Below are 22,490 nucleotides of genomic sequence, written 5' to 3'. Positions count from 1 at the left end.
CACCTTAATTATAACATAAACAGTCAGTTTATCGGCATTTAAACATATTAACATTAGAAAAAAAAGAAGAAAATTCTTCTTTTAGTTTATTTGTTTATTTCTGTTATAATCTTTCTAAAATCATTTTTTGAAAATATAACTGGTACTGGATATAAAGGATTTGCTTCATGATATGCATGATTTATTATAGAATCAATATCTTCATCTTTAATTATCCCTTTAAAACCTCTTGGAATATCCATATTTTTATTCATATTTTCGATTTTATCAATAATAAACTTTGCTTTTTCACTTTTTGAGAGATTTCTATCTTCATAAAGATAATCATATATTACACTTAATTTTTTATCAACTTTTTTACCATAATACTTCAAAATATGTGGTAATATTACAGCATTTGTATATCCGTGTGGTAAATGATAATATGCACTTAGAGCATGAGATAAAGCATGAACATTTCCAACATAAGCTCTTGTAAATGCTACTCCTGCTTTATATGATGCATACTGCATTTCTTTTAAAGAAGAAAAATCACCATTATAAGCTTTTTCTAAATCATTAAAAACTATTTTAATGGCTTCTTTAGAATACTCCTTTGTTTTTCTAGTATTACTATTACCAATAAATGCCTCAATTGCATGCGTTAATGTATCCATTCCTGTTGTTGAAATAATGCTTTTTGGTAATTTACGTAATAAATTTGGATCTAATATTGCATATTTAGGTATTAAACAAGGATCCATAATTGCATATTTTTCCTTTGTTTCTTCATTAGTAACAACCGCAGCAATCGTTGCTTCTGAACCTGTTCCAACGGTTGTTGGTATCGCAATTAAGCAATCAAGTTTTTTTCTTACTTTTAGAATTCCTTTAAATTGATCTAATGTTTTCTTAGGCTTCGCTTTTCTAACTAAAATTGCTTTAGCTAAATCCATAGGTGAGCCACCGCCAACAACAATTACTACTTCACTATTTGTATTAAGGTATTGATAATATGCAACTTCCACTTGTTTAACAGTTGGGTTAGGGCTAACTTCATCATAAATGTTATATTTATTTTTTTCTTTTCCAAGTAATTCTAGCAAACTATTTATTAACCCTAATTTAATGATGTTCTTATCCGTTACAATGAAAATATTGCTTACTTTTTCATTTTTAATAATCTCTAAACAATCATTTATTGAATCTTCATAGTTAATAACAATTGGTTCACTAAAATCTAAAAAATAGGAACCAATTTTAAGAATCTTTTGATATATTCTTGATATAATTTTCATAAATTCTCCTATACTTTTTAATTTGTTTTATAGCTTATTAGTCAATTAATATACCATTTTGGTTATAATAAAATTCATCAATAAACTGTAGAATTTCTCTAATATCTTCTTTAAAGTTTTTAATTGTTTTTTCATTAATCTCATTACTTAAATCTACTTTTAAAAATTCTTTTCGATCTTCCATTGCTAAATAAAAATAATCATTAATATATGCAAATGAAATTTTTGATTTATATTTATCTTCTAACTCAATTATTTTTTCAATAAATATTGGTTTCATAATTTTGAAATACAAATTTTGGTTATCAGTATACTGTTTAAATCTTTTATTGAATTCATACATTTCAGTTTCAACTTTAAATATTTTTCTCGAAAAGTTATGCATTTTCATAACTTTTATTGTACTATTAAAATTTTGAGGCAACTTAAATGTATACCAAACACCTTCAAAATATGTATGTTCATTACCATCACTATCTCTATCTGATAGTTTAATATCAGAAACCTCAAAATAAATATCCTTATAAGTCCCAGTAACTAAATCCTCACCTCTAACTCTATCAGGGTTCTGTAAGATTTTCACTTCTTCAATTGTTTTTTCTTCAATATGTTTATTTGCATCATATGTTAAATTTTTAATTTCAGAAAAATCATCCAAATCAATTAACTTATTTTTTATTTCATTTTTAAATTTTTTTTGTTGATTACTGCCTATTCCTGCAATAACAGCACCACAAAAAAAAGTAGTTAATAAAATAATAATTAATAAAGGACCTCTATCAAAAGCCATATTTGCTGCAATTATAACAAACAAAAGAAAACTTCCAACTATTAATCCTATACCGATAATAATTGTAGTTTTTGTTTTCTTATATATTTCTATTCTTTTTTGCTCTATTTCTTTTAGTTTCATATGTATAACCTCACAATCTAATATTACTTATATTAATCTTTAATTTCTAAATTCCCAAAATATATTTAACTATTTATTATCACTAATATTATAAAATGGGTTATCACGATATCCATCAATATAATCATAAATATTTTGATAATAACCTTTACTACTAATTGATGCTCTCTCATTAGTAACCGCATAAATTATTCTATCTTTTTTACTACTAATGAAAATAATCAATTCACTATATCCATAATTTCTATCACTGTCTGTATTATAGTCGATCTCGTACTGATATATCTTATAATCTTCTAAGTCGAAACTCACATTATCACGATTATTATCATTTTTAAATTCACTATATTTTTCATTTTCATTAGCTTTAATCTCTATCATTTGATCATATTTTGTTGTTACAAACATAGAAAAAGAATAACTAGTACCAAATATTGAACTTATTGGCATTAAATAATATTCATAATCTATTAAACTATCCTTTGTTGGTAACTCATTTTCTAAATATTTAAAATCGACTATCTCATCATATTTCCCAAAGTTTTCAATGTTTTTTGTATAACTAACTATGGATCTACTTTCTTTAACTGCAACAACAAAAAGATAAAATACATTAAAGAACAGTAATATAATCATAAATGTCATAACTATATTAACAAATTTACGTTTAAATTTAAAACATATGATAAATAAAATAGAAAAAACTACTAATTCTGTAAAAACAATTATAAACATTTTTCTTGCAAATAATCCATATCCATATGCATAAAGATAATTCGAGTAATCATTAGGATTAATCCATCTTTTTAATGCTAAGAAAGAAAAAAACAAATATATTATTGCACATAAAAAAATAGGAATTAATTTTAATACATTTTCATTTTTCTTCATAATCATAACTTCCTTCTACTTAATTATATAAGAATATAACTTCTTAAATCGTTCTTCTAATAATTAGTTTCTATATCTATTAAAACTATTAAATAGTTCAAAAATTTCTCTATACTAAATACATTACAATTTAACTTCAACCTTTTCAATAACAATACTAACTACTGGCATATCATTAAAATCTGTTTGAATATTTGCTATTAAATCAAGAGTTTCAAAGCCTTCTATCATCATACCAAATGCTGCATATTCACCATCTAAGTGTGGACTATCTTTATGAACAATAAAGAATTGGCTAGTTGCCGAATCTTTAACATTAGTTCTTGCCATTGATATAACTCCTCTTACATGCTTCAAGTCATTTTTAACACCGTTACTAGCAAATTCCCCTTTAATTGGTTTCAAACTAGTTTTTCCTTGACCGCCTTGAATCATAAAATCTTTAATAACACGATGAAATGTACTTCCTTCATAATATCCAGTAGTTGCAATATCAATAAAATTTTCGACTGTAATAGGAGCAATTTCTCTATATAATTCAATCTTTATTACTTCATCATAACCTTTTACTTTAATTGTTACAACAGGATTATTCTTACCTTTTGAACATCCAGTTAGTATAAAACTAAATAAAACAAATATTATTAATAACTTCTTCATTACTTTCTCCTTTTTACATTCATTTTTTACTTTTAATTTCTTGTAGTTCAAATCGATATTTTTGATCCTTTTTATTTACTTCTTCAACAAATAAATCATATGGTCTAACCCATAAACTATTATCATTATATAATGCCCGGTAGACAACATATTTCTCCAAAGTTTCACTATGTGTTGCAATATCTAAAACCAGATAATAATCTCCCTTAAAATGTCTATATATTCCATTTATTTTTACTTCGTTCATTATATACCTACTTTCTAAATAATCCTGTAATACTTAAAAACCAATCTTTAAACAGCTTTAAAAGTTTAGGTGTATCATTATCTAAAACATTAATGATTAACTCTTTATTATTCTTAGCACTTTCTAAATTACCACTAAACATAGATCCAAATGATTTAGTATCACCAATTGCTATAAGTGCTCTTGCTGTATCACCGTAAGCACCATACTTTCCTATAGCTAGCGCACCAACAGAAAAATATCCAACGGATACAGCTCCAATACTAAAAACACCGATTGCTATTGCTCCAATTGCAATAACTCCAAAAGATATTGCACCTAGGCTTATAATTCCTAACGAAAATACTGCAAGACTTATTAGACCAAGTGAGAAAAGTCCCATTGATAAGAAACCTAACGAAATAAGTCCTAATGAAATGATCCCTTTTGATATAAATCCAATTGATATGAAGCCTTTTGCTACTTTACCAAATCCAATATTAATATGAATAAGTGGCATGCCTAATATCTTTTTCTTGCTTTTATATTCATAATTAAATCCTTTACTAAAGCTTATCTTTCTTGGTTTTTCATCTATTTCTCTATCTAATAGTAAATAATCAAGTGAAACATCAAACAATTTTGCTATCTTAATTATTTTATCTGTTTCTGGATAAGCAATATCTTGTTCCCATTTTGATACTGATTGTCTTGATACATCAAGTATTTCAGCTAATTGTTCTTGTGTCATTGCTTTTTCTTTTCTTAGTTTTGTTACTTTTTCTCCTAAAGTCATACGTAATACCTCTCTTCTACTTAAAGTTTATTACATTTCTTATTCTTTATGAACCAATTTGAAGTTGTATAATGTAAACTTTAGGTTGCATCATAACCTTATTATATATAGTATCATTTTTAGTCTTTAAAAACTATAAAAAATATATGTTATTATATTTATTTAAAAATAATTTATTATGCTGTTAATCTATATTCATGGATAATAAAGTTATAAATGGCTTAAAATTATTAATTCTTTATTTCAAATAAAAAAGATTGATCTCCGAAAAAGACCAATCTTCAAATATTTATTTTATAATAATCTTTATTTATATTAACTGATTTTAACGCGATTAACCATTTGATTTATTTTATCTAAGATATCTTGTTGGAAATTCTTAAGAGGAATTCCTTTAATTTCATCTTTAGGATAGTACTTATTATTTGCATATGCCCATGATAATGACCAATCATCATTATCTTTTGGATTAACTATTTCATTATAACTATTAACAAGCGGTGTTGCATATCCAACTACAGATGCATTAGCAAGAGCATTATTAGAATCCAAGAAGAAATCAATAAACTTATGTGCCAAATCAACATTTCTAGCTTTTTTTGGAATAACAAATGCATCCATAAAAGCAATCGTATTTTCAGGAATGTGAATATCAAAAGTCATTTCTTCTAACTTTTTACCATCATCTAACTGAACATATAACATATCAAGAAAATCTCCGGTATAAACAAATGCTAAATCTAAGTTATTAGCAACAATTCCTTTTTTAAGAGAATCTGTTCCCCATTCATTAATATTTGCTGCTTTTAAATCAGCTTCTGCTTTTTTGCTTAATGCATCACTAAACTCGTTTGCACTTGTTTGGTTATAGTACATTGCTGCTGCATATGCATATCTTGAAACATTGTACATACCTTTTCTAGTATTTGCAGGAAGTAAACTATCATTAAAATATGCATTCCATCCATTCTCTATAATACTTTGTTCCAAGCCTTGTTTTTGTTTATTATACATTAGACCAAATGTTCCCCAAAAATATGGAACTGCATATTTTTCGTTATCTTTAACCATTTGTTTTTGAATGTTTAATACACCAGGCATGTATGGATTTTCTTCTTGGTCATAATTTGTAAGTTTTGTAAAATCAATTTCTTGTAACAATTCTTTTTCCATCATTTTTTCAATCATATAATCTGATGGTACAACTAAATCATAAACTGTCGTTCCACTTTTAATTTTTGAATAAAATAATTCATTTGATTCAGCAATGCTAATTACTACTTCAACATCATTTTCTTCTTCAAATTTTGCAACCAATTCATCATTAATATATTCACCCCAATTAAGGATTAATAACTTCTTATTTTTAGAAGTACAACTAGATAAAATAAGTAGTATGAACATAAATAAAGGAAAGATAATTAATTTTTTATTTTTTAACATTTCTCTTACCTCTCGCTTTAATAAATTGATAAACTAAAATCAATGATAGTGTTACTAATGTTAATGAAGTTGAAAATGCATAAACTGAAGGCGTTAAACTCTTTCTACCGATTGATCCGTAAATCCAAATTGATAGATTATCAAATCCATTACCAGTTGTATAGTAACTAATAACAAAATCATCAATACTCATTGTAAATGCTAATAACATTCCAGAAAATATTCCTGGGATAATACTTGGAACAATAACTTTCATTAATCCTTTAAAAGGTTTTACACCTAAATCAAGACTAGCATCCATTAAATTAGGATCCATTTCTTTTAATTTAGGAATTACACTTAAAATTACATATGGAAGTGTAAAGAATAAATGAGCAACAATTAATGTGAATGGGCCAAATATGTAAGGAAATAATGGTAATAATAATGAAAATATTAACATTAACGAAATACCCGTTACAATATCAGCATTTAAAACTGGAATATTGTTAAATAACATCATTAATTGGCGTTTCTTTTTAGCTAGAGAATACATCCCAACAGAAATAAACGTTCCTAATACTGCTGCCAGTAATGTTGATACTATACTTACTGTTATTGTATTAAAGATTGCACTTCTTAGAGAACGATTACTAAACATTTTTGCATACCATTCAAATGTAAACGATTTAAATGTATTAACATCAGTACTTGAATTAAATGATTGAATAGCAATTAAAATTATTGATGCGTAAAGAATCAAAATTATTAATGCTAATAAAATTTTACTTAATATTTTATAGATAGTCTTAAGGTGTTTATAGTCTTTATAACCATATTCTTTGAGAGTTGCTTTTGGATATTTATTCATAACAATGTCTCTCCTTCTTTATCGACTTTATTAACAATTAGAAGTGCTGCTGTAATTAACATAATAATGAATATTGATAATAATGAACCAAAACTATAATTCATATTTTTAAAGGCTTGTTCAATGATATTACCAATAAATAAAACATTTCCTTTACCAAGTATTTCTGGCACTGCAAAACCGCTTAATGAAGGTAAGAAAACAAGAATTGATCCTGTGATAACTCCTTTAAGTGAAAGTGGGAAAATAACTTTCCAAAATGTTTGAAATTCTGTTAATCCTAAATCTAATGATGCTTCTTGTAGATTATATTCAATTTTTTCTAACGCAGTATAAACAGGTAAAATAACAAAAGGTAGATATGTAAATATTAAACCAATTATTACTGCAAGTGGTGTTCCTTTTATTCCAATTGAAATATTAATATTAACTCTTGATAAAATACTTGTAACAATATTATTATGTTCCATCATATTACCTAATGCTTCTGTTCTTAATAAAAGATTTGACCACATTGGAAGTATAAAGATTGTTAATATTAATAGTTTATTTTTAATTTTTGATTTAAATAATTGATATGCAACGAAATAACCAAGAACTAATGAAATTAGTGTTGATATTCCAGCATATAGAAAACTATTTTTAATAGCAACAAGTGTAGCTTGATCTATTAAAAGGTTAAAAGAATTAAAAGATAATTTTGAACCTTCTAAACTTAATCCTTCTCCACTTGTAAAACTTAAGAAAAGCATTACAAAAATTGGAATAATTGCAAATACAACAAGCCATCCTAAATATGGATATGATAGCTTACGAAACGCCTTATTCATTTGTTTCTACCTTCATAATATGTATTTCATATGGATCTACCTTTAATCCAATTGGTTCACCTACAACATAATTTTCATAAGTGTTCACTTTTAGTTTAACATCTTTAACTTCAACAATTAGTTCGTTATGAACTCCCTTAAACATTGTTGATAAAACTGTTCCTGTCAATTTAGCTTTATCTAAATCAACAACATCAAAATCTTCTGGTCTTATAACAACATTGACTTTTTCATTGTTTTTGAAAGTATATCCCATACATTCAAAATCAACATTTAAAAATCTTACTAAATCTTTTTTTAAATATTTAGCAGGAATAATATTTGATTCGCCAATGAATGTTGCAACATATCTATTTACTGGTTCATTGTAAATTGATTTTGGAGTTCCAAGTTGAACAATAACCCCTTTATCCATAACAGCGATTCGATCACTCATTGTCATTGCTTCTTCTTGATCATGAGTAACAAAGATAAAGGTCATTCCTAATTTTTTTTGCATTTCTTTTAATTCATATTGCATTTTTTGTCTTAACTTTAAATCAAGTGCTGCAAGTGGTTCATCTAATAATAGAATTTTAGGTTTATTAACGATTGCTCTTGCAAGGGCAACCCTTTGTTGTTGACCACCACTTAAATGATTTATTTTTCTATTTTCATAGCCCTTTAAATTAACTAGTTCTAAAGCTTCTAATGCTGACTTTTGAATTAATTCATTTAATGTTTTTTTAAGTTCCTTCTTAGAAGTTTCTTCTAATCCGTAAAATTTGGTTAAATATTCAATGCTGCGGTTTCTTAATCCAAATGAAACATTCTCAATAACATTTAGATGTGGGAATAGTGCATATTTTTGAAAGACAGTATTAATTGGTCTGGCATATGGTGGTAAATCACTAAAATCTTTTCCTTCTATTATGATTTGTCCATTATTTGCTTCCTCAAATCCACCAATCATTCGAAGCGTTGTTGTCTTACCACATCCAGATGGTCCTAACAACGTTAAAAACTCATTTTCATAAATTTTCAAGTTTAAATTGTCTACTATTATTTCTTCATCGAATTGTTTAGTAACATTTAAAAGTTCTATAATAACTTTCTGTTCCAAATCAGGCTTCCTCCATTATTTTTATTTTCCTATTAATTATAATCTTTTTTTAATTCAATGCAATCTTTTTATCAATTATTAGTTATAAAAAGATAAAAGTCTAACAAAAAACAATATAGATTTTTATTAGACTTTCGTTTTCATTATTTTATATCAAGTGCAGCTAAACCTGCAAGGTTTAATAACCCCCAAGGTTTGTTAAAATGTGGTTGGAAGAAAAAGTCAACAAACGCTAATTCTTCAACAGTCATTTCATTTTGAATACATACGCTTAAGGTATTCATTTTTTCAGTTAAATCAACTTTTGAGATGATTTGACCACCTAGTATTTTTCTAGTTTTAGCGTCAAAAACTAGTTTTAACATTGCTAAATCATATGTTGGCATAAATTCTGGACGATTATTGTCATTAACAGTAACTGTTAAATAATCAATATCCATTCCTTTAGCAACTCCTTCAGTTAATCCAGTTGATGAAATTGACCAATCATAGATTTGAATTCCTGAAGTTCCTTGTGTTCCAATATACTTAACATGATTCTTTTCAATATTTAATCCTGCGATTGTTCCCATTCTAACAGCATTTGTTGCTAGTGGGATATATCTACTTTCATGTGTTGGATTATAAATAATATTTGCACAATCTCCGCATGCATAAACATCTTTATTTGATGTTTGCATATATTCATTAACAATTAATGCACCATTTGGTGTTGTTGCAAGTTTATCTTTAAATAGAGTTGCATTTGGTCTAAAACCAATACACATAATTACCATATCAACATCAAATGCATCTTTATCTGTTACAACTTTAGTAACTAAATTGCCTTTTGTTTCAAAACCTTTAACTTTTTGTCCTAAAGCAAGCTTAATTCCATGGTCAGTAAATGCTTTTTCAGCATGCTTAGTGAACTCTTCATCCAAATATTTTGGCATTATTCGATCTTCACCATCAATTAAAACTACTTCTTTACCTTGTAGTTCAAATGCTTCAGCAAGTTCAACCCCAATATATCCAGCACCAATTACAGCAATTTTTTGAACATTTTTTGCATAATCAATAATATGATTTGCATGATTAAAGTTTTTAGATAAAAGTACATTTTCACTTTTAATTCCTTCAATTGGTGGAACAATTGGCCATGAACCTGTTGCTAATACTAATTTATCAAATGTATCAGTAAACTCTTCATTAGTTTCTAAGTTTTTAACTTTCACTTTTTTAGCATCAAAATCAATATCTAAAATATCATGTTTCATATGAGTTTTCACACCCATTTGGCGTAATTCTTCAGGATTTGAATAAAACAATCCGTTTTTATCTTTCACAACTCCACCAACATAAAGTGCTATTCCACATGATAAAAACGAAATATTATCATTTCTTTCATAAACAACAACTTCAATATCTGAGTTAGTTTTTTTTATATTTTTAATGGCTGCTGTTCCTGCATGTGTGCAACCGATAACTATTACTTTCATTCTAAGTTCTCCTTTTATTTATAAATCGAATTTATAACTTGATTATACATATTTATAAATAATATGCAATTGAAACACTTATGAAAACGCATACTTTTCTAAAAAGTTTGAAATTAGAACTATTTTTTATTATTAACGTTCAGTTGCTAGGAAAAATAATGCTAAAACACCTTGTCCAGTATGTGCACCAATTACTGGTCCAATCGTATTAATTAAGACTTCAGCTTTAGGATATTTTTCTTTAATATATGCTTCTAAAGTCTTAGCAGCTTCTAAATCATCTCCATGCCCAATAAAAACAATTTTTTGATCAGGTAGGGCAGTTTCTTCCATTTTTGTAAATAGAGCTTTAATTGCTCTTTTTCTTGTTACTGCTTTTTGACGTGGAATTAAAGCCCCTTCATTATCTGTATGCATAACAGGCTTAATATTTAACGCTTTAGCAACAAATGATGAAACAGCAGAAATTCTTCCACCTCTTCTTAGATGATTAATATCATCAACAGTAAACCAATGAGCAACATGAAGCATTGTTTTATTAACAAATTCAACTGCTTCTTCAATTGTTAAACCTTTTTGTTTTTCTTTAGCTGTTAAATATACTAAGAAACCTTCACCGAGTGAAGCAGATTTTGTATCTAAGCTAATAATCTTTCTTTCTGGGAACTTTTCTTGTAACTCAATTGTTGCAAGTCTAGCACTATTATATGTGCCACTAAGTTTAGAAGAAAACGATAAGATTAAAACATCCTTACCTGATTCTAAAATAGGACTTAATGCTTCAATATATTCTTCAGGAACTAATTGTGAGGTTGTTGCTAGATTTCCCTTTCTTACTAAATCATAGAAATCTTTAACATCTTGCTCACGATAATCTAAGTAGTTAGCATATGTTTCATTTGCGATATTATATTTCAAAGGCAATACTATTAAACCTAACTCGTTAGCAATGCTTTGTGGTAAATCCGTTGTTGAATCAGTAACAATTACAAACTCATTCTTCATTTTTCTTATCTCCTTTATATTTTAGTTCTTTAACACTTTCACTTATTATTCTACTATAAACTTGATATCCTTGATTAGTTAAATGCAATCCATCTGTTGTATATTCTAATTTTAAGCTACCAGATTCATCTTTTAATGCACTTGATACATCAATTACTTCAATAAAGTTTTTTAGTTCATTATTAATAGCATTAATCATTTCATTTGTTCTAGTTTGCATATATGCTTTATTAGTTACTACATGATCTCTTAGAACAGGTGTTATTGATACCACATATGCAGATAAATCTTCAACTTCTCGTTCCAATGTGTGTTTAATATCAATAATACGTTTTGCTATATCATTGATGTTAGAATCTAGTCTTACTAAATCATTAGATCCTACACTAATAATGACAACAGAAGGTTTTATTTTAATTATTTGCTCTAATCTTTGTAAAACACCAAGTGATGTATCTCCTGGTATTCCGCGATTAATAATATTTAAGTTTGAATAGAACTTATCAAAAGGCCAATACTTGATTATTGAATCTCCTAATAATACAATACTTCTTTCACTGATTTTTTCTTGTTCAAAGAGTTTAACACTTCTTACATAATCAGATTTCATAACTGCTTCTAACATTATTCGCTCCTAAGTTCAAAAATTAAATCTCTAAGTTCTGCAGCTTTTTCAAAGTCAAGATTTTTAGCAGCATCACGCATTTGTTTTTCAAGATCATCAATCATGAATGCTTTTTCTTTCTTAGTTAATTTAACTTTTTTATCTTCAGTATATTTTTCAATAATTTCTTCTTTAATTGAAATATTATCTTTAATAGTCTTACTTACCGTTATTGGTTTAGTATGATTCTTTTCATTGTATTCTGTTTGAATCTTTCTTCTACGATTAGTTTCATTAATTGCATATTCCATTGCTGATGAGATTGTATCAGCATACATTATTACATGCCCATTTTGATTTCTAGCCGCACGTCCGATTGTTTGAATTAAACTTCGCTCACTTCTTAAGAAACCTTGCTTATCAGCATCTAATATAGCAACAAGTGAAACCTCAGGTAAATCTAGACCTTCTCTTAATAAGTTAATCCCTATTAAGCAATCATATTTACCTAATCTTAAATCACGCAGAATAGCAATTCTTTCTAATGATTTAATTTCACTATGTAGATACGCAACTTTTAATCCCAATTGCTTGAAATAACTTGTTAATTCTTCACTCATTCTAATTGTTAGAGTTGTTACTAAAACACGTTCATTATTTTCAGCACGTTTCTTAATTTCAAAATATAAATCATCCATTTGATTACTACTTGGTCTAATTTCAATTTCTGGGTCTAATAAATATGTTGGTCTAATAATTTGTTCAACAACTGGAAGATGTTTTTCTAACTCATATGGACCAGGTGTTGCTGATAAATAAATTACATTTGATTTCTTTTTCTCAAATTCATCAAATTGTAAAGGTCTATTATCAAGTGCACTTGGTAATCTAAATCCATAATTTACTAAGTTTTCTTTTCTTGATCTATCTCCAAAATACATTCCTCTTACTTGTGGAACTGTAACATGAGATTCATCAATAATTAATAAATAATCATCTCCAAAGAAATCGATTAGTGTTGCTGGTGTTTCTCCTTCACCACGAAGTGATAAATGTCTTGAATAGTTTTCAACACCACTACATGTTCCTATCTCTTCTAACATCTCTAAATCATATTTAGTTCGCATTTCAATACGTTGTGCTTCTAAAAGTTTATCATTTGATCTAAAATATTTAACTCTTTCTTCTAGTTCTTCTCTAATTCTTCTAATTGTTTCTTTAATTTTATCAGGATTAGTCATAAAGTGAGTTGCTGGATAAATTGAAACAAATGTTACTTGTTCTATTGTTTTTCCTGTTAAAACATCAAACTTAGCAATAGTTTCAATTTCATCACCAAAGAATGAAACTCTAACTCCTTCACTTCTTTCATTAACCGGAATAACTTCAACTATATCACCACGTACTCTAAAAGTACCTCTTTGAAAATCTATGTCATTTCTAACATATGTAAGTTCTACAAGCTTATTAATAAAATAATTTCTACCGTAATCATCACCAACTCTAACAAAAATAACAGAGTTTTTATAGTCATCAGGATCCCCAATACCATAAATACAAGATACTGATGCAACAACAATAACATCATCTCTTTGAAGAAGAGATGCGGTTGCACTATGTCTTAATTCATCTATTTCATCATTAATTGATGAATCTTTTTCAATATATGTGTCACTAGAGACTACATACGCTTCAGGTTGATAATAATCATAGTATGAGATGAAATATTCCACTCTATTATCAGGGAACATCTCCTTGAGTTCGCCGTATAACTGACCAGCAAGGGTTTTATTGTGGGCTAAAACTAATGTTTTCTTACCCATTTTCTCTATAATATTAGCTATTGTAAAGGTCTTACCAGTACCTGTAGCACCCAGTAATATCTGCTCCTTTAAGCCATCATTAAAATTTTTAGTTAATTTTTCTATTGCCTGTGGTTGATCACCACTAGGTTTATAGGGAGATACTAATTTAAACATTTTGACACCTCTTCTCTCGGAGTTAGTATAACTAATACCAACCACAAATTCGGCACTACTTTTTAGCGGTTTTTTCCTAAAAACACCACTTGTGTCAAATTTGGATCACAAAAATAATAGAAAACACCATTAAATACTAGTTAGAATTCGATACTATTTAGCAATCATTTTCAATGTAAAACAAGACCTATTAATGATTGTTTTTTCATCTTTTTAATCTTCCTAATTTTAACATTTTTTAGACCTAATAACAAGTAATCGACTACTTTAGTTTTTAATTTAAAAAGGAACCCTAAAGTTCCTCTTTGTTATTTTGGTTTATTTTATAAAAATCGACTTCCATATATAAATGGTTGTCGATTTATAAACTATTAAAAAAACTTAGCTCTTGCTTGTTGTTTTGTTTCTTCGCTTGCAGCAAAAGGAATTCTTGAAGTATATCCTTCTTTAGCAGCAACTATCATTTTAGTTGGCCATGCAAAGATATCTTGATTCCATTTTAAAATAGTATCATTATAAACTTCACGTGCTGCAGTAATTTCTTTTTGTAAGTAACTGTTTTGTTGCATTGCATCAGCTAGTGCACGGTGTGCTTTTAATTCTGGATATGCTTCAAAAGCAATTCTAACATTACTCATTGCTGAATCTAATTGTCCTGCAACTTCATTTCTTGTTTCTTCAGTTGGATTAATTCCACCTCTAAATTGTGCTACTGATTTCATAACATCTTTATCTAAATCTACTGATTTTTCAACAATACCTACAACGTTTTGTAAGATTTGAACTCTTTGTTCTAAGTAGTTATCAATTTGTGATGCATTATGTTGAATTTTTTGTTGTAATGATTTGAAATAGTTTCTTGCACTTACTTTTTTAATTTGGAAAATAATTCCAGGAATAATAAATATCCATAAAACAATTTCAAAAATAAGCGATCCAGTACCAACCTTCACTGGGATTTGCTTTGCAATAACATTTACATCTCTTCCGTCCTTATTAACTGGACCTGTTAATTCATCTAATTCGTTTGCCATTTGCCTTACCTCCTATTTATTTATATTTATATTATACTTGTTTTTTAGGCATTTTGTTACTTTTTTAATATATATGCTAAATATAAGCCGATTTTTTGCATTTCTTTTGGATCTATACCTTGTTTTTCTGCATTCTCAATAATTTTTCTAAAACGTTCTTGGTAAGTTAATTCTTTTTCTTCTTCTGGAACATTTATTAAAACCTCTGTATTTCTTGATACTGCAATATATTCAGTCCAATGAACAGGAATTGTATGTAATCTCCCATCTCCACCCATTTTAGTGAAAAAATCTACTCTTGGAACAGTTTCATATCCATATGAAGTTACTTCAATAACATCTTTATAGTCATTACTTTTAATTATTTTTGTTTTTAGAATATTAGGTGTTTGTGATAATGGATGTTTAAATTCTTCAGCATTCATCTTATTAACAACTGATTCATGTTCATAAAAACTTACATAACTATCATATAAATCTTTATATATATACTCATGTGGCATATGTTGTTGATAAAGAGGTATTGATAGTATTGGAGCAAATGTAAAATAAACTTTTCTAAAATATTCTGTTTGGAAATTTAAAAAATTTAATTTCATTGCTTCTAAATCATATCCTCTAAAGATATTTGGATTAGGTCTAATCTCAAAATCATTTAAATGTTCAGGGAATACAGCATTAATCATCTTATGTTTAATAAAATTAAAATTATCTCCATATCCTAATTCTTTATCTTTCATAATTTCTAATAATTGTTGCTGAGCAAGAGGAGTAAACAATAATCTAAATTGTGCTTCGTTATTTCTGTTTGTTGCTCTAAATAAAACTTCAAATTCTGAATTACCTAAAACGGTAAATCCTCCACCTTTTGAAATACTTTTTTCAGATTTCTTACTTATTCTTTTTATTTCTCTATCAACTGTTTTATCAATTTGCTTTTGAGTCATATTTTCAGCATCTGAATCAGTTCTACTAAATATCAGATCAGGTGCAGCCTCATTACCATAAACTAAATAAGTTTCCCTATTATAATAAGGACATGGTCGATATATTGTTTCAGTTAATGTTTGTGAGTGATGATTTGTAACAGTTTTACCATTAACTCGAGAAGTTGTTGTCCAATGGATTGTAATTGCACCTGTATATGCTTTTTCGCCTAGTTTATGAACAAGTTCTTTTCCTAAATAGAAAGGATTTCCTTTAATATCTCCAGATTGAACAAATAACGCTGATCTATTAATATCTTCTTGATCATAAAACCCAAATTTATTAACTAAATAATCTAGTCTTCTACTATCAAAAACTAAATCCATGTTTATATTGGGAATTGTTTTCTTAAATAATTCTAAACTCATTGTTTCCGTAAATAGTTTATTTAGTGCTTCTAATTGTTGATATGCTTCTTGAATTAATTCATTAATCTTTTTTGTTAAATCTTGATGACTATCAGTAAGTTCTTTTAATTTAGGATTAATCTTTTTTCTTAATATATAAATCAAGATTATTAATGCTGGTATTCCAATAGCAATCATTAATATTGAAACGATATCCGTATTTTTATTAACAATTTGTGCTATACCATAAATAACTGCCACTACTGATAAAATAATAAAAAACCAAACAATAAATTTAAGAACATTTTTTTTATTAATTTCAGACTTTAAATTATTTGCTTCTTTTGTTTTTTTCTTAATCTTATCGTTTAATATTTTGTTTTCACCTGCATTAACACCAGATTCATTCACTAGGTTTTCAAAATACTCTTGAGATAACTTGTAGTTCTTATCTTTATAAATATTTTTATATGCTTTTAATGGTTCATAAATATCTTCATATGTTTCTGTTTGTTCGTTCCCCATAAAACCTCTCCCACTAAAGGTTAATAAACCTTTAATCAATTTTAGCACCATATAAATACAATAGTCAAGTTTTCATCTTTTATTACTATAAATAAGTAGTTAAATTGCCTTTAAAAAAAGTTGAAACTTAATTCAACTTTTTACCACACTCTCTACAATATGTATCACTTACTTCATTTACTTTTCCACAATCACAAACCTTACTTAATTTGGTTCCACAGTTTGAACAGACTTTTTCATCATGATCAACCTTATCATGACAATTTGGACAATAGGTTGTTTCATCTAAAAACTTAGTTGCAACACCACCAACAACAATTGCTAATCCTGCATATATTGCGTAACCACTAATACTAGCAATAATACCTCCAATAAGAAACACAGGCATAAATATTACTGGACTAGCTCCACTACCAAAGTTTTCTACACTTTTCATCGCACTAGTAGCAAATCCTATAAATCCTATTATAACTAAAAGTATTCCAACTCCAAGACCAATTCCACCAAAAACTAGTAGTTTCTTTCTAATTTCTTTTGCTTTCTTACTATTCGTTGCGTTATTTCCTTTATAAATTAGTCTTTGAAAAAAGTTACCAGCACGATGTCCAAAACTCTCTTCATATTTTCTTTGATTAGTTTCTTTTGCTTTTTCTTCTTTTTGTTCACCAATCAATTCATCAACAGTAACACCAAGTGCTTTAGCTAATAATGATAGATTATGTAAATCAGGCAAACCTTCTCCCCTTTCCCACTTTGAAATTGCTTGACGACTAACATCTAATATATTTGCTAATTCATCTTGTGTTAAATTGTTCTTAATTCTTAAATTTCTTAAATTTTCATGAAACGGATGGCTCATAGTATCTCTCCCTTTATTTGTTTAGCTTAATTATAGTCAAGAAAATCATGTTAAGCAAGAATAAGTTACTTTACTTTTAGGCAACTAAGCGTTGCATATCATTATTTTATCTACAAAACATTGATTATTAATGTGATTTTAGAAAAAAAGGATGATTTATATGAAAAACTTTGCTTATCAGTTATAGATATTATTTTTAATACCTCTATTTAACTTTTTAAACAATGTATTTTCTAAATCATCACTTTTAAAGTGTTTATATATACACTTGATCTTTAATTTTTTATATTTTTCTATTCACCAACGATTGGTTTCTTCTTATAAAATATTCTTGCAAGTATAAATGCAAAAACAATAATAATTAATATATATGGAATTCTTTGGTGGATCGTTAACTCAGTATTCATTAAAGTAGTATATAAAACATTGAACGATGCAAACAATAAGAAGATTACTGATATAAGTGCAAGTATTGGCATTACAAATCTCTTGAATACTGGTAAATCTTTATAGTTCTTCATTATATTTACATAAATGAAAATATATGCAAAATATAATAATCCAATAGCAATCTCATCAATATTTCCTGATACCTTATTGAAAATAATTGCTAAAACAAAATATCCAAAGAATAATAAGCTTAAGATAAATGCTACTAATCCACTTGCTAATGATGTATTAGTTTTTTTGTTTAATTTTTTAAATACTTCTGGTTTTGGTCCTTGACCTCTAACAGCTAAGGAATACATTCCTCTACTAACTCCCATCGTTAATCCATTTAAAACACCAAGACAACTAATTGTAATGAAGAATAAGAATATTTTACCTCCAATTTGACTATTGAAAAGATTATTAAATGCTTGTTCAACAATTGCTTGATCATTATTTGAATTCAAAATTGCATCGGAACCTAATAGTGTTGTAATTCCAATATTATATATTAGAAACGAAATAATCACGATAATACAGCCTATTACTAAAGCTTTAGGTAGATTCTTTTTACTATTTTCAACTTCTGCATTAACTGTTGTTGAAACAATCCAACCTTCATATGCGAAAGCTGCTGCTAGTAAAGCATCAAAAAATTTAACATTTTTTGTTCCACCTATTGATGTAATAACTTCTGTGTTAGAATTCAATCCTATTACTAGACCAACAGTTCCAACAATAACAATTGGAATAAGTTTAACAATAGTTGTTGATACTTGGAATTTACCAGCAAGTTTTGGAGCAAACATATTAATAATAAAAGAAATACTTAAGAAAGCTATTCCAACATATATACTAAAATATTCACTATTTGAACCAATTAATTGCTTAAAAAAGTTTGCTGATAAAAAAGCTAATACTGATGTAATAATTGGCAAATAAACTAAATTAAAATAGAAACCGACATAATATGCAACCTTAGGACCAACAGCATCCTCAACATAATCAATTACTCCATTAACTTTTTCAATTTTACTCGCTGCAATTGAAAACGTATAAGCTGAAATGATCATAATAACACCCATAATCAAGAACACTGCTGAAGATAAGAAAATATTTCCTCCCGTATTTCTTGATATTGATATATTCTTTAAAAAAATACCTGATCCCATAACAATTCCTATAACAAGTGAGATTGTTGTGACCAGGTTATATTTCCTTTTTAATTTTTGCATAATTAACACTCTCTATTCTAAATATTTCTAAACATTATACATTAAAAACTTTTAATTGTAAATGTTTACACTAGTCGAAGAGTATTTTGTTTAAACTATGTTAGTTTTTAATGGTTTAATAGCCATTCTTTCGCATCTTTAATCCATTTTTGAATCTCTTTATATTGTTTTTCATATTCTAATGGATTCATATCATCATAACTTGTTAATCGATTAGCAAGTGCTAAACCATGTGGTCCTTTGTCAAATAATCTTAGTTTTACTTCAATATTCTTTTCCTTTAATGCTTCCATTAAAACAATCGAATTTTGATAAGGAACAAGTGGATCTTCCATTGTATGCCAAATATACATTGGCGGTGTATTAGTTTTAATATTTTTTTCAATTGATACTTTATCTAATTCATCTGGATAGTTTTTTAACAAGTTTTTGAATGAATCTTCATGCATTATTAATTTGTCCGTTGAAATTACTGGATAACATAGAATTCCTGTTTTAAACATTTCTGGAAACTCAGTTAACAATAACCCTGCAAAGTGTCCACCTGCAGAAAATCCCATAATATGAATATCACCTATTAATGGATCTTTCATCAATTCTTCAATATGTTTTTTAGCGTCAGTAAGAATCTCTGGATATTTCTTTTTATCTTCACGATAATAAAAAATTGCTTGATGAAATCCTGTGCTTAAAAATTCATTTGCTATTGGATATGCTTCTCTATCAGAAGTCATAAAATATCCACCACCTGGCAAAATAAGTAAAACTGGTCTTTTAGTATTATCATAATAAACTTTTTCTATTCTATTTTCCATAATATCCCTCATTTTTTCATTTCTTTCTTATAATTATACTATATGTATTTTAAGATAAACTTTTATTTTCGTATTTTTTCGTATTATCTGACTTTAAATTTAAAGCATCTCTTTTTTAAATCTTTCTAACCAACTTAGTAATGCATTTCTTAATAAATTATAAGTTTCTTCAAAATCATCAGTATACCATGGATCGGGAACTTCAGTATTTTTTGTTTCATCATTTATGTCCAACAATAAATGAATTTTATTCTCTGTTTCTTTTGGAGCCATTCTTTTTAAATTAATAATATTTTGATGATCCATTCCAATAATGTAATCAAAATAATGAAAATCATCTTTTTTTATCTGATTTGCAAATCTTTTATCAAACTTAATTCTTTTTTCTACTAGTTTTCTTTTAGCAGGAGGATACATATCATTACCAATCTCATATGAAGAGGTTGCTTTTGAAACTATTTCAAATTTTTCAGTTAATCCTTCTTTTTCAACTAAATCCTTAAACATAAACTCTGCCATCGGTGATCTACAGATATTTCCTAAGCATACAAATAAAACTTTCATACTCGATCATTTACCCATTCAATAATATCAATTAATATCTTTTCGCCATTATAATCATTAAGCATTTCATGATATTCATCTTCATAGATTTTAAGTGTCTTATCAGTTGATGAAATTTTTTCAATTATTTCTTTACTCGCACTTACATCAACAATTCCATCACTTGTTCCATGAATATATAAAACTGGAGTTTTAAACTTACTAACATTCTTATTAAGATATTTTATTCCCTTAACAAACATCTCCCCAATTAAACTTATATACATTTTACTAAGCATCAATTCATCTTTTTTATTTTTTTCTAAAACTTTAGGATCTTTAGCTAAAAACTTATCAAAGATTTTTGTATTAATTGGAACCCATCTTAAATACCAAAAACCGATTACTCTTAAGATTTTGGCATTACTTGGTGTCTTTGTTGCTGCTGATGAACTAATTATTCCATCAACATCTCCATATTTAACAGCATATAGATTTACAACTTCTCCTCCCATACTATGACCTAATAAAAATATTTTTTTATTATTATTTCTTGTTTTTTCTTTTTTAACAATCATATTTAAAACATCTATATGATCATGAAAAGATCTAATTTTACCACGTGCTCCAAGTGATTTACCATGTCCTAAATGATCATATGTAATAACATCATATCCATTTTGATTTAATGTCAATGCAATCTTTTCATATCTACCACTATGCTCTGCTATGCCATGAGCAATAATTATTGTTGCTTTTGAATTATTAATAAAATAATCTTTTTGATATATCATTTTTAGTCACTCCTTTATATTTATAATTATAGCATAAGATTGTTGTTATAAATGAATTGACAATTCAGTATCTCTTCGCTAAAATTAGAATAGTAATTATAGAGAAGAGGAATATTATGTTAATTGTTATCGGTGGGATGATTGGACTTGGGAAAACAAGTCTCGGTGAGTTTCTAGCAAAAGATTTAGATGCTAAAATGTATTATGAAAGTGTTAATGACAACCCAATTTTACCCCTTTATTATACAGCTACACCAAAAGAAATTGAAGAAAAAAGATATCCATTTTTACTTCAACTTTATTTTTTAAATAGTCGTTTTGAAACTATTAAAGATGCAGCAAACAATTCAAAAAAAGGATTTAGTGTCATTGATAGATCAATATATGAAGATTGGTATTTCGCTAAAATCAATTATGATTTAGGTCGAATGAATGATTTAGAGTTTTCAATTTATAAAAAACTTTTAGATAATATGATGGCTGAAATTGAAGAAATACCTCAAAAAGCTCCAGATTTGATGGTTTATCTAACTGGTTCATTTGAAACTGTCTTAAAACGTATTAATAGCCGTGGACGTGAATTTGAATTAGATCCTGAACTTGTTTCATATTATAAAACATTATGGAATGGTTATAGTGACTGGTTAAAGAATTTTTATAAAGCTAGTGATGTTATTACTATTGATATGGATAAGTATGATGTTGTTAATAGTCTTGAAGACCGTAATGAAGTATTAAATATAATAAAAGAAAAACTTAACAAGGTTAAAAAATCCCTAAAATAATCATACTCTCACTACTGTTTTTGCATATTAACTACATTTAAAAATCATTTTAAGATTTATGAGCATTTAAAGCCTTGTAT

The 22,490-nt window shown here is 27.2% G+C and carries 22 protein-coding genes; 1 reads left to right on the top strand and 21 read right to left on the bottom strand.

The genetic code is table 11. The annotated features are described in order from the left end of the window. Positions 1-86 precede the first annotated feature (86 nt). The 21 genes from EXC62_RS05070 to EXC62_RS04970 form a co-directional block, all read right to left on the bottom strand. Entirely contained in the window at positions 87-1,277 is a 1,191-nt protein-coding gene (locus EXC62_RS05070) for an iron-containing alcohol dehydrogenase (protein WP_026390054.1), read from the bottom strand. 37 nt (positions 1,278-1,314) lie between these two features. After that, positions 1,315-2,190, bottom strand: coding sequence for a DUF3137 domain-containing protein (locus EXC62_RS05065; RefSeq protein ID WP_026390055.1), 876 nt, complete (start codon positions 2,188-2,190; stop codon positions 1,315-1,317). Positions 2,191-2,259: 69 nt separating this feature from the next. Continuing rightward, the gene (locus EXC62_RS05060) at positions 2,260-3,081 is read right to left on the bottom strand and encodes a hypothetical protein (protein ID WP_026390056.1); all 822 of its coding nucleotides are present in this window, start codon (positions 3,079-3,081) and stop codon (positions 2,260-2,262) included. Between the two features lie 123 nt (positions 3,082-3,204). Further along, positions 3,205-3,741, bottom strand: a complete 537-nt coding sequence (locus EXC62_RS05055) for a peptidylprolyl isomerase (protein WP_084156617.1) — start codon at positions 3,739-3,741, stop codon at positions 3,205-3,207. Positions 3,742-3,760: 19 nt separating this feature from the next. Continuing rightward, on the bottom strand, positions 3,761-3,988 hold the full coding sequence (locus EXC62_RS05050) for a DUF1653 domain-containing protein (RefSeq protein ID WP_162140101.1): 228 nt from the start codon (positions 3,986-3,988) through the stop codon (positions 3,761-3,763). Positions 3,989-3,995: 7 nt separating this feature from the next. Continuing rightward, positions 3,996-4,763 carry a helix-turn-helix domain-containing protein gene (locus EXC62_RS05045; protein WP_026390059.1) on the bottom strand — a complete coding sequence of 256 codons (768 nt, stop codon included), beginning with the start codon at positions 4,761-4,763 and terminating at the stop codon, positions 3,996-3,998. 315 nt (positions 4,764-5,078) lie between these two features. Beyond that, positions 5,079-6,206 (bottom strand): extracellular solute-binding protein, encoded by a 1,128-nt coding sequence (locus tag EXC62_RS05040; protein WP_026390060.1) that lies wholly within the window; start codon positions 6,204-6,206, stop codon positions 5,079-5,081. Then, the gene (locus tag EXC62_RS05035) at positions 6,193-7,056 is read right to left on the bottom strand and encodes an ABC transporter permease (RefSeq protein ID WP_084156618.1); all 864 of its coding nucleotides are present in this window, start codon (positions 7,054-7,056) and stop codon (positions 6,193-6,195) included. Before EXC62_RS05035 ends, EXC62_RS05040 begins: the two co-directional genes overlap by 14 nt. Next, entirely contained in the window at positions 7,053-7,886 is an 834-nt protein-coding gene (locus tag EXC62_RS05030) for an ABC transporter permease (RefSeq protein ID WP_162140102.1), read from the bottom strand. The genes EXC62_RS05035 and EXC62_RS05030 overlap by 4 nt, the downstream gene beginning before the upstream one ends. Next, complete coding sequence (locus EXC62_RS05025) at positions 7,879-8,988, bottom strand: ABC transporter ATP-binding protein (RefSeq protein ID WP_026390063.1); 1,110 nt, start codon at positions 8,986-8,988, stop codon at positions 7,879-7,881. The genes EXC62_RS05030 and EXC62_RS05025 overlap by 8 nt, the downstream gene beginning before the upstream one ends. Before the next feature lie 143 nt (positions 8,989-9,131). Next, on the bottom strand, positions 9,132-10,469 hold the full coding sequence (locus EXC62_RS05020) for an FAD-dependent oxidoreductase (protein WP_026390064.1): 1,338 nt from the start codon (positions 10,467-10,469) through the stop codon (positions 9,132-9,134). Between the two features lie 132 nt (positions 10,470-10,601). Then, a complete protein-coding gene (locus EXC62_RS05015) occupies positions 10,602-11,474 on the bottom strand; it encodes a DegV family protein (RefSeq protein ID WP_026390065.1) in 873 nt (290 codons plus the stop codon). After that, a complete protein-coding gene (locus EXC62_RS05010; protein WP_162140103.1) occupies positions 11,464-12,099 on the bottom strand; it encodes a GDSL-type esterase/lipase family protein in 636 nt (211 codons plus the stop codon). Before EXC62_RS05010 ends, EXC62_RS05015 begins: the two co-directional genes overlap by 11 nt. After that, positions 12,099-14,057, bottom strand: a complete 1,959-nt coding sequence (gene uvrB / locus EXC62_RS05005; protein ID WP_026390067.1) for an excinuclease ABC subunit UvrB — start codon at positions 14,055-14,057, stop codon at positions 12,099-12,101. The genes EXC62_RS05010 and uvrB overlap by 1 nt, the downstream gene beginning before the upstream one ends. Before the next feature lie 371 nt (positions 14,058-14,428). Beyond that, complete coding sequence (locus tag EXC62_RS05000; protein WP_026390068.1) at positions 14,429-15,091, bottom strand: LemA family protein; 663 nt, start codon at positions 15,089-15,091, stop codon at positions 14,429-14,431. A gap of 56 nt (positions 15,092-15,147) precedes the next feature. After that, positions 15,148-16,950 carry a DUF948 domain-containing protein gene (locus EXC62_RS04995; RefSeq protein ID WP_026390069.1) on the bottom strand — a complete coding sequence of 601 codons (1,803 nt, stop codon included), beginning with the start codon at positions 16,948-16,950 and terminating at the stop codon, positions 15,148-15,150. A 127-nt stretch (positions 16,951-17,077) separates the two neighbouring features. Further along, positions 17,078-17,809 (bottom strand): helix-turn-helix domain-containing protein, encoded by a 732-nt coding sequence (locus EXC62_RS04990; RefSeq protein ID WP_052589666.1) that lies wholly within the window; start codon positions 17,807-17,809, stop codon positions 17,078-17,080. A 293-nt stretch (positions 17,810-18,102) separates the two neighbouring features. After that, positions 18,103-19,473, bottom strand: a complete 1,371-nt coding sequence (locus EXC62_RS04985) for an APC family permease (protein ID WP_052589668.1) — start codon at positions 19,471-19,473, stop codon at positions 18,103-18,105. A gap of 107 nt (positions 19,474-19,580) precedes the next feature. Beyond that, positions 19,581-20,288 (bottom strand): alpha/beta hydrolase, encoded by a 708-nt coding sequence (locus EXC62_RS04980; protein ID WP_052589670.1) that lies wholly within the window; start codon positions 20,286-20,288, stop codon positions 19,581-19,583. Positions 20,289-20,387: 99 nt separating this feature from the next. Further along, positions 20,388-20,852 (bottom strand): low molecular weight protein-tyrosine-phosphatase, encoded by a 465-nt coding sequence (locus tag EXC62_RS04975; RefSeq protein WP_035375552.1) that lies wholly within the window; start codon positions 20,850-20,852, stop codon positions 20,388-20,390. Then, on the bottom strand, positions 20,849-21,625 hold the full coding sequence (locus tag EXC62_RS04970) for an alpha/beta hydrolase (RefSeq protein ID WP_162140104.1): 777 nt from the start codon (positions 21,623-21,625) through the stop codon (positions 20,849-20,851). Before EXC62_RS04970 ends, EXC62_RS04975 begins: the two co-directional genes overlap by 4 nt. A gap of 116 nt (positions 21,626-21,741) precedes the next feature. Here EXC62_RS04970 and EXC62_RS04965 point away from each other — a divergent pair, with 116 nt between their 5' ends. Beyond that, complete coding sequence (locus EXC62_RS04965) at positions 21,742-22,410, top strand: deoxynucleoside kinase (protein ID WP_026390072.1); 669 nt, start codon at positions 21,742-21,744, stop codon at positions 22,408-22,410. Positions 22,411-22,490: the final 80 nt, after the last annotated feature.

The organism is Haploplasma axanthum, from assembly GCF_900660745.1.
Classification (GTDB): domain Bacteria; phylum Bacillota_I; class Bacilli_A; order Acholeplasmatales; family Acholeplasmataceae; genus Haploplasma; species Haploplasma axanthum.
Note: the sequence above shows the minus strand (reverse complement) of the source record. Positions and strands in the feature narration are given on the sequence as shown.

Bases quoted from the DNA above. Each gene is read 5' to 3' on its own strand.
- EXC62_RS05070 (WP_026390054.1), bottom strand. From the start codon at position 1,277: ATGAAAATTATATCAAGAATATATCAAAAGATTCTTAAAATTGGTTCC.
- EXC62_RS05065 (WP_026390055.1), bottom strand. From the start codon at position 2,190: ATGAAACTAAAAGAAATAGAGCAAAAAAGAATAGAAATATATAAGAAA.
- EXC62_RS05060 (WP_026390056.1), bottom strand. From the start codon at position 3,081: ATGAAGAAAAATGAAAATGTATTAAAATTAATTCCTATTTTTTTATGT.
- EXC62_RS05055 (WP_084156617.1), bottom strand. From the start codon at position 3,741: ATGAAGAAGTTATTAATAATATTTGTTTTATTTAGTTTTATACTAACT.
- EXC62_RS05050 (WP_162140101.1), bottom strand. From the start codon at position 3,988: ATGAACGAAGTAAAAATAAATGGAATATATAGACATTTTAAGGGAGAT.
- EXC62_RS05045 (WP_026390059.1), bottom strand. From the start codon at position 4,763: ATGACTTTAGGAGAAAAAGTAACAAAACTAAGAAAAGAAAAAGCAATG.
- EXC62_RS05040 (WP_026390060.1), bottom strand. From the start codon at position 6,206: ATGTTAAAAAATAAAAAATTAATTATCTTTCCTTTATTTATGTTCATA.
- EXC62_RS05035 (WP_084156618.1), bottom strand. From the start codon at position 7,056: ATGAATAAATATCCAAAAGCAACTCTCAAAGAATATGGTTATAAAGAC.
- EXC62_RS05030 (WP_162140102.1), bottom strand. From the start codon at position 7,886: ATGAATAAGGCGTTTCGTAAGCTATCATATCCATATTTAGGATGGCTT.
- EXC62_RS05020 (WP_026390064.1), bottom strand. From the start codon at position 10,469: ATGAAAGTAATAGTTATCGGTTGCACACATGCAGGAACAGCAGCCATT.
- EXC62_RS05015 (WP_026390065.1), bottom strand. From the start codon at position 11,474: ATGAAGAATGAGTTTGTAATTGTTACTGATTCAACAACGGATTTACCA.
- EXC62_RS05010 (WP_162140103.1), bottom strand. From the start codon at position 12,099: ATGTTAGAAGCAGTTATGAAATCTGATTATGTAAGAAGTGTTAAACTC.
- uvrB (WP_026390067.1), bottom strand. From the start codon at position 14,057: ATGTTTAAATTAGTATCTCCCTATAAACCTAGTGGTGATCAACCACAG.
- EXC62_RS05000 (WP_026390068.1), bottom strand. From the start codon at position 15,091: ATGGCAAACGAATTAGATGAATTAACAGGTCCAGTTAATAAGGACGGA.
- EXC62_RS04995 (WP_026390069.1), bottom strand. From the start codon at position 16,950: ATGGGGAACGAACAAACAGAAACATATGAAGATATTTATGAACCATTA.
- EXC62_RS04990 (WP_052589666.1), bottom strand. From the start codon at position 17,809: ATGAGCCATCCGTTTCATGAAAATTTAAGAAATTTAAGAATTAAGAAC.
- EXC62_RS04985 (WP_052589668.1), bottom strand. From the start codon at position 19,473: ATGCAAAAATTAAAAAGGAAATATAACCTGGTCACAACAATCTCACTT.
- EXC62_RS04980 (WP_052589670.1), bottom strand. From the start codon at position 20,288: ATGGAAAATAGAATAGAAAAAGTTTATTATGATAATACTAAAAGACCA.
- EXC62_RS04975 (WP_035375552.1), bottom strand. From the start codon at position 20,852: ATGAAAGTTTTATTTGTATGCTTAGGAAATATCTGTAGATCACCGATG.
- EXC62_RS04970 (WP_162140104.1), bottom strand. From the start codon at position 21,625: ATGATATATCAAAAAGATTATTTTATTAATAATTCAAAAGCAACAATA.
- EXC62_RS04965 (WP_026390072.1), top strand. From the start codon at position 21,742: ATGTTAATTGTTATCGGTGGGATGATTGGACTTGGGAAAACAAGTCTC.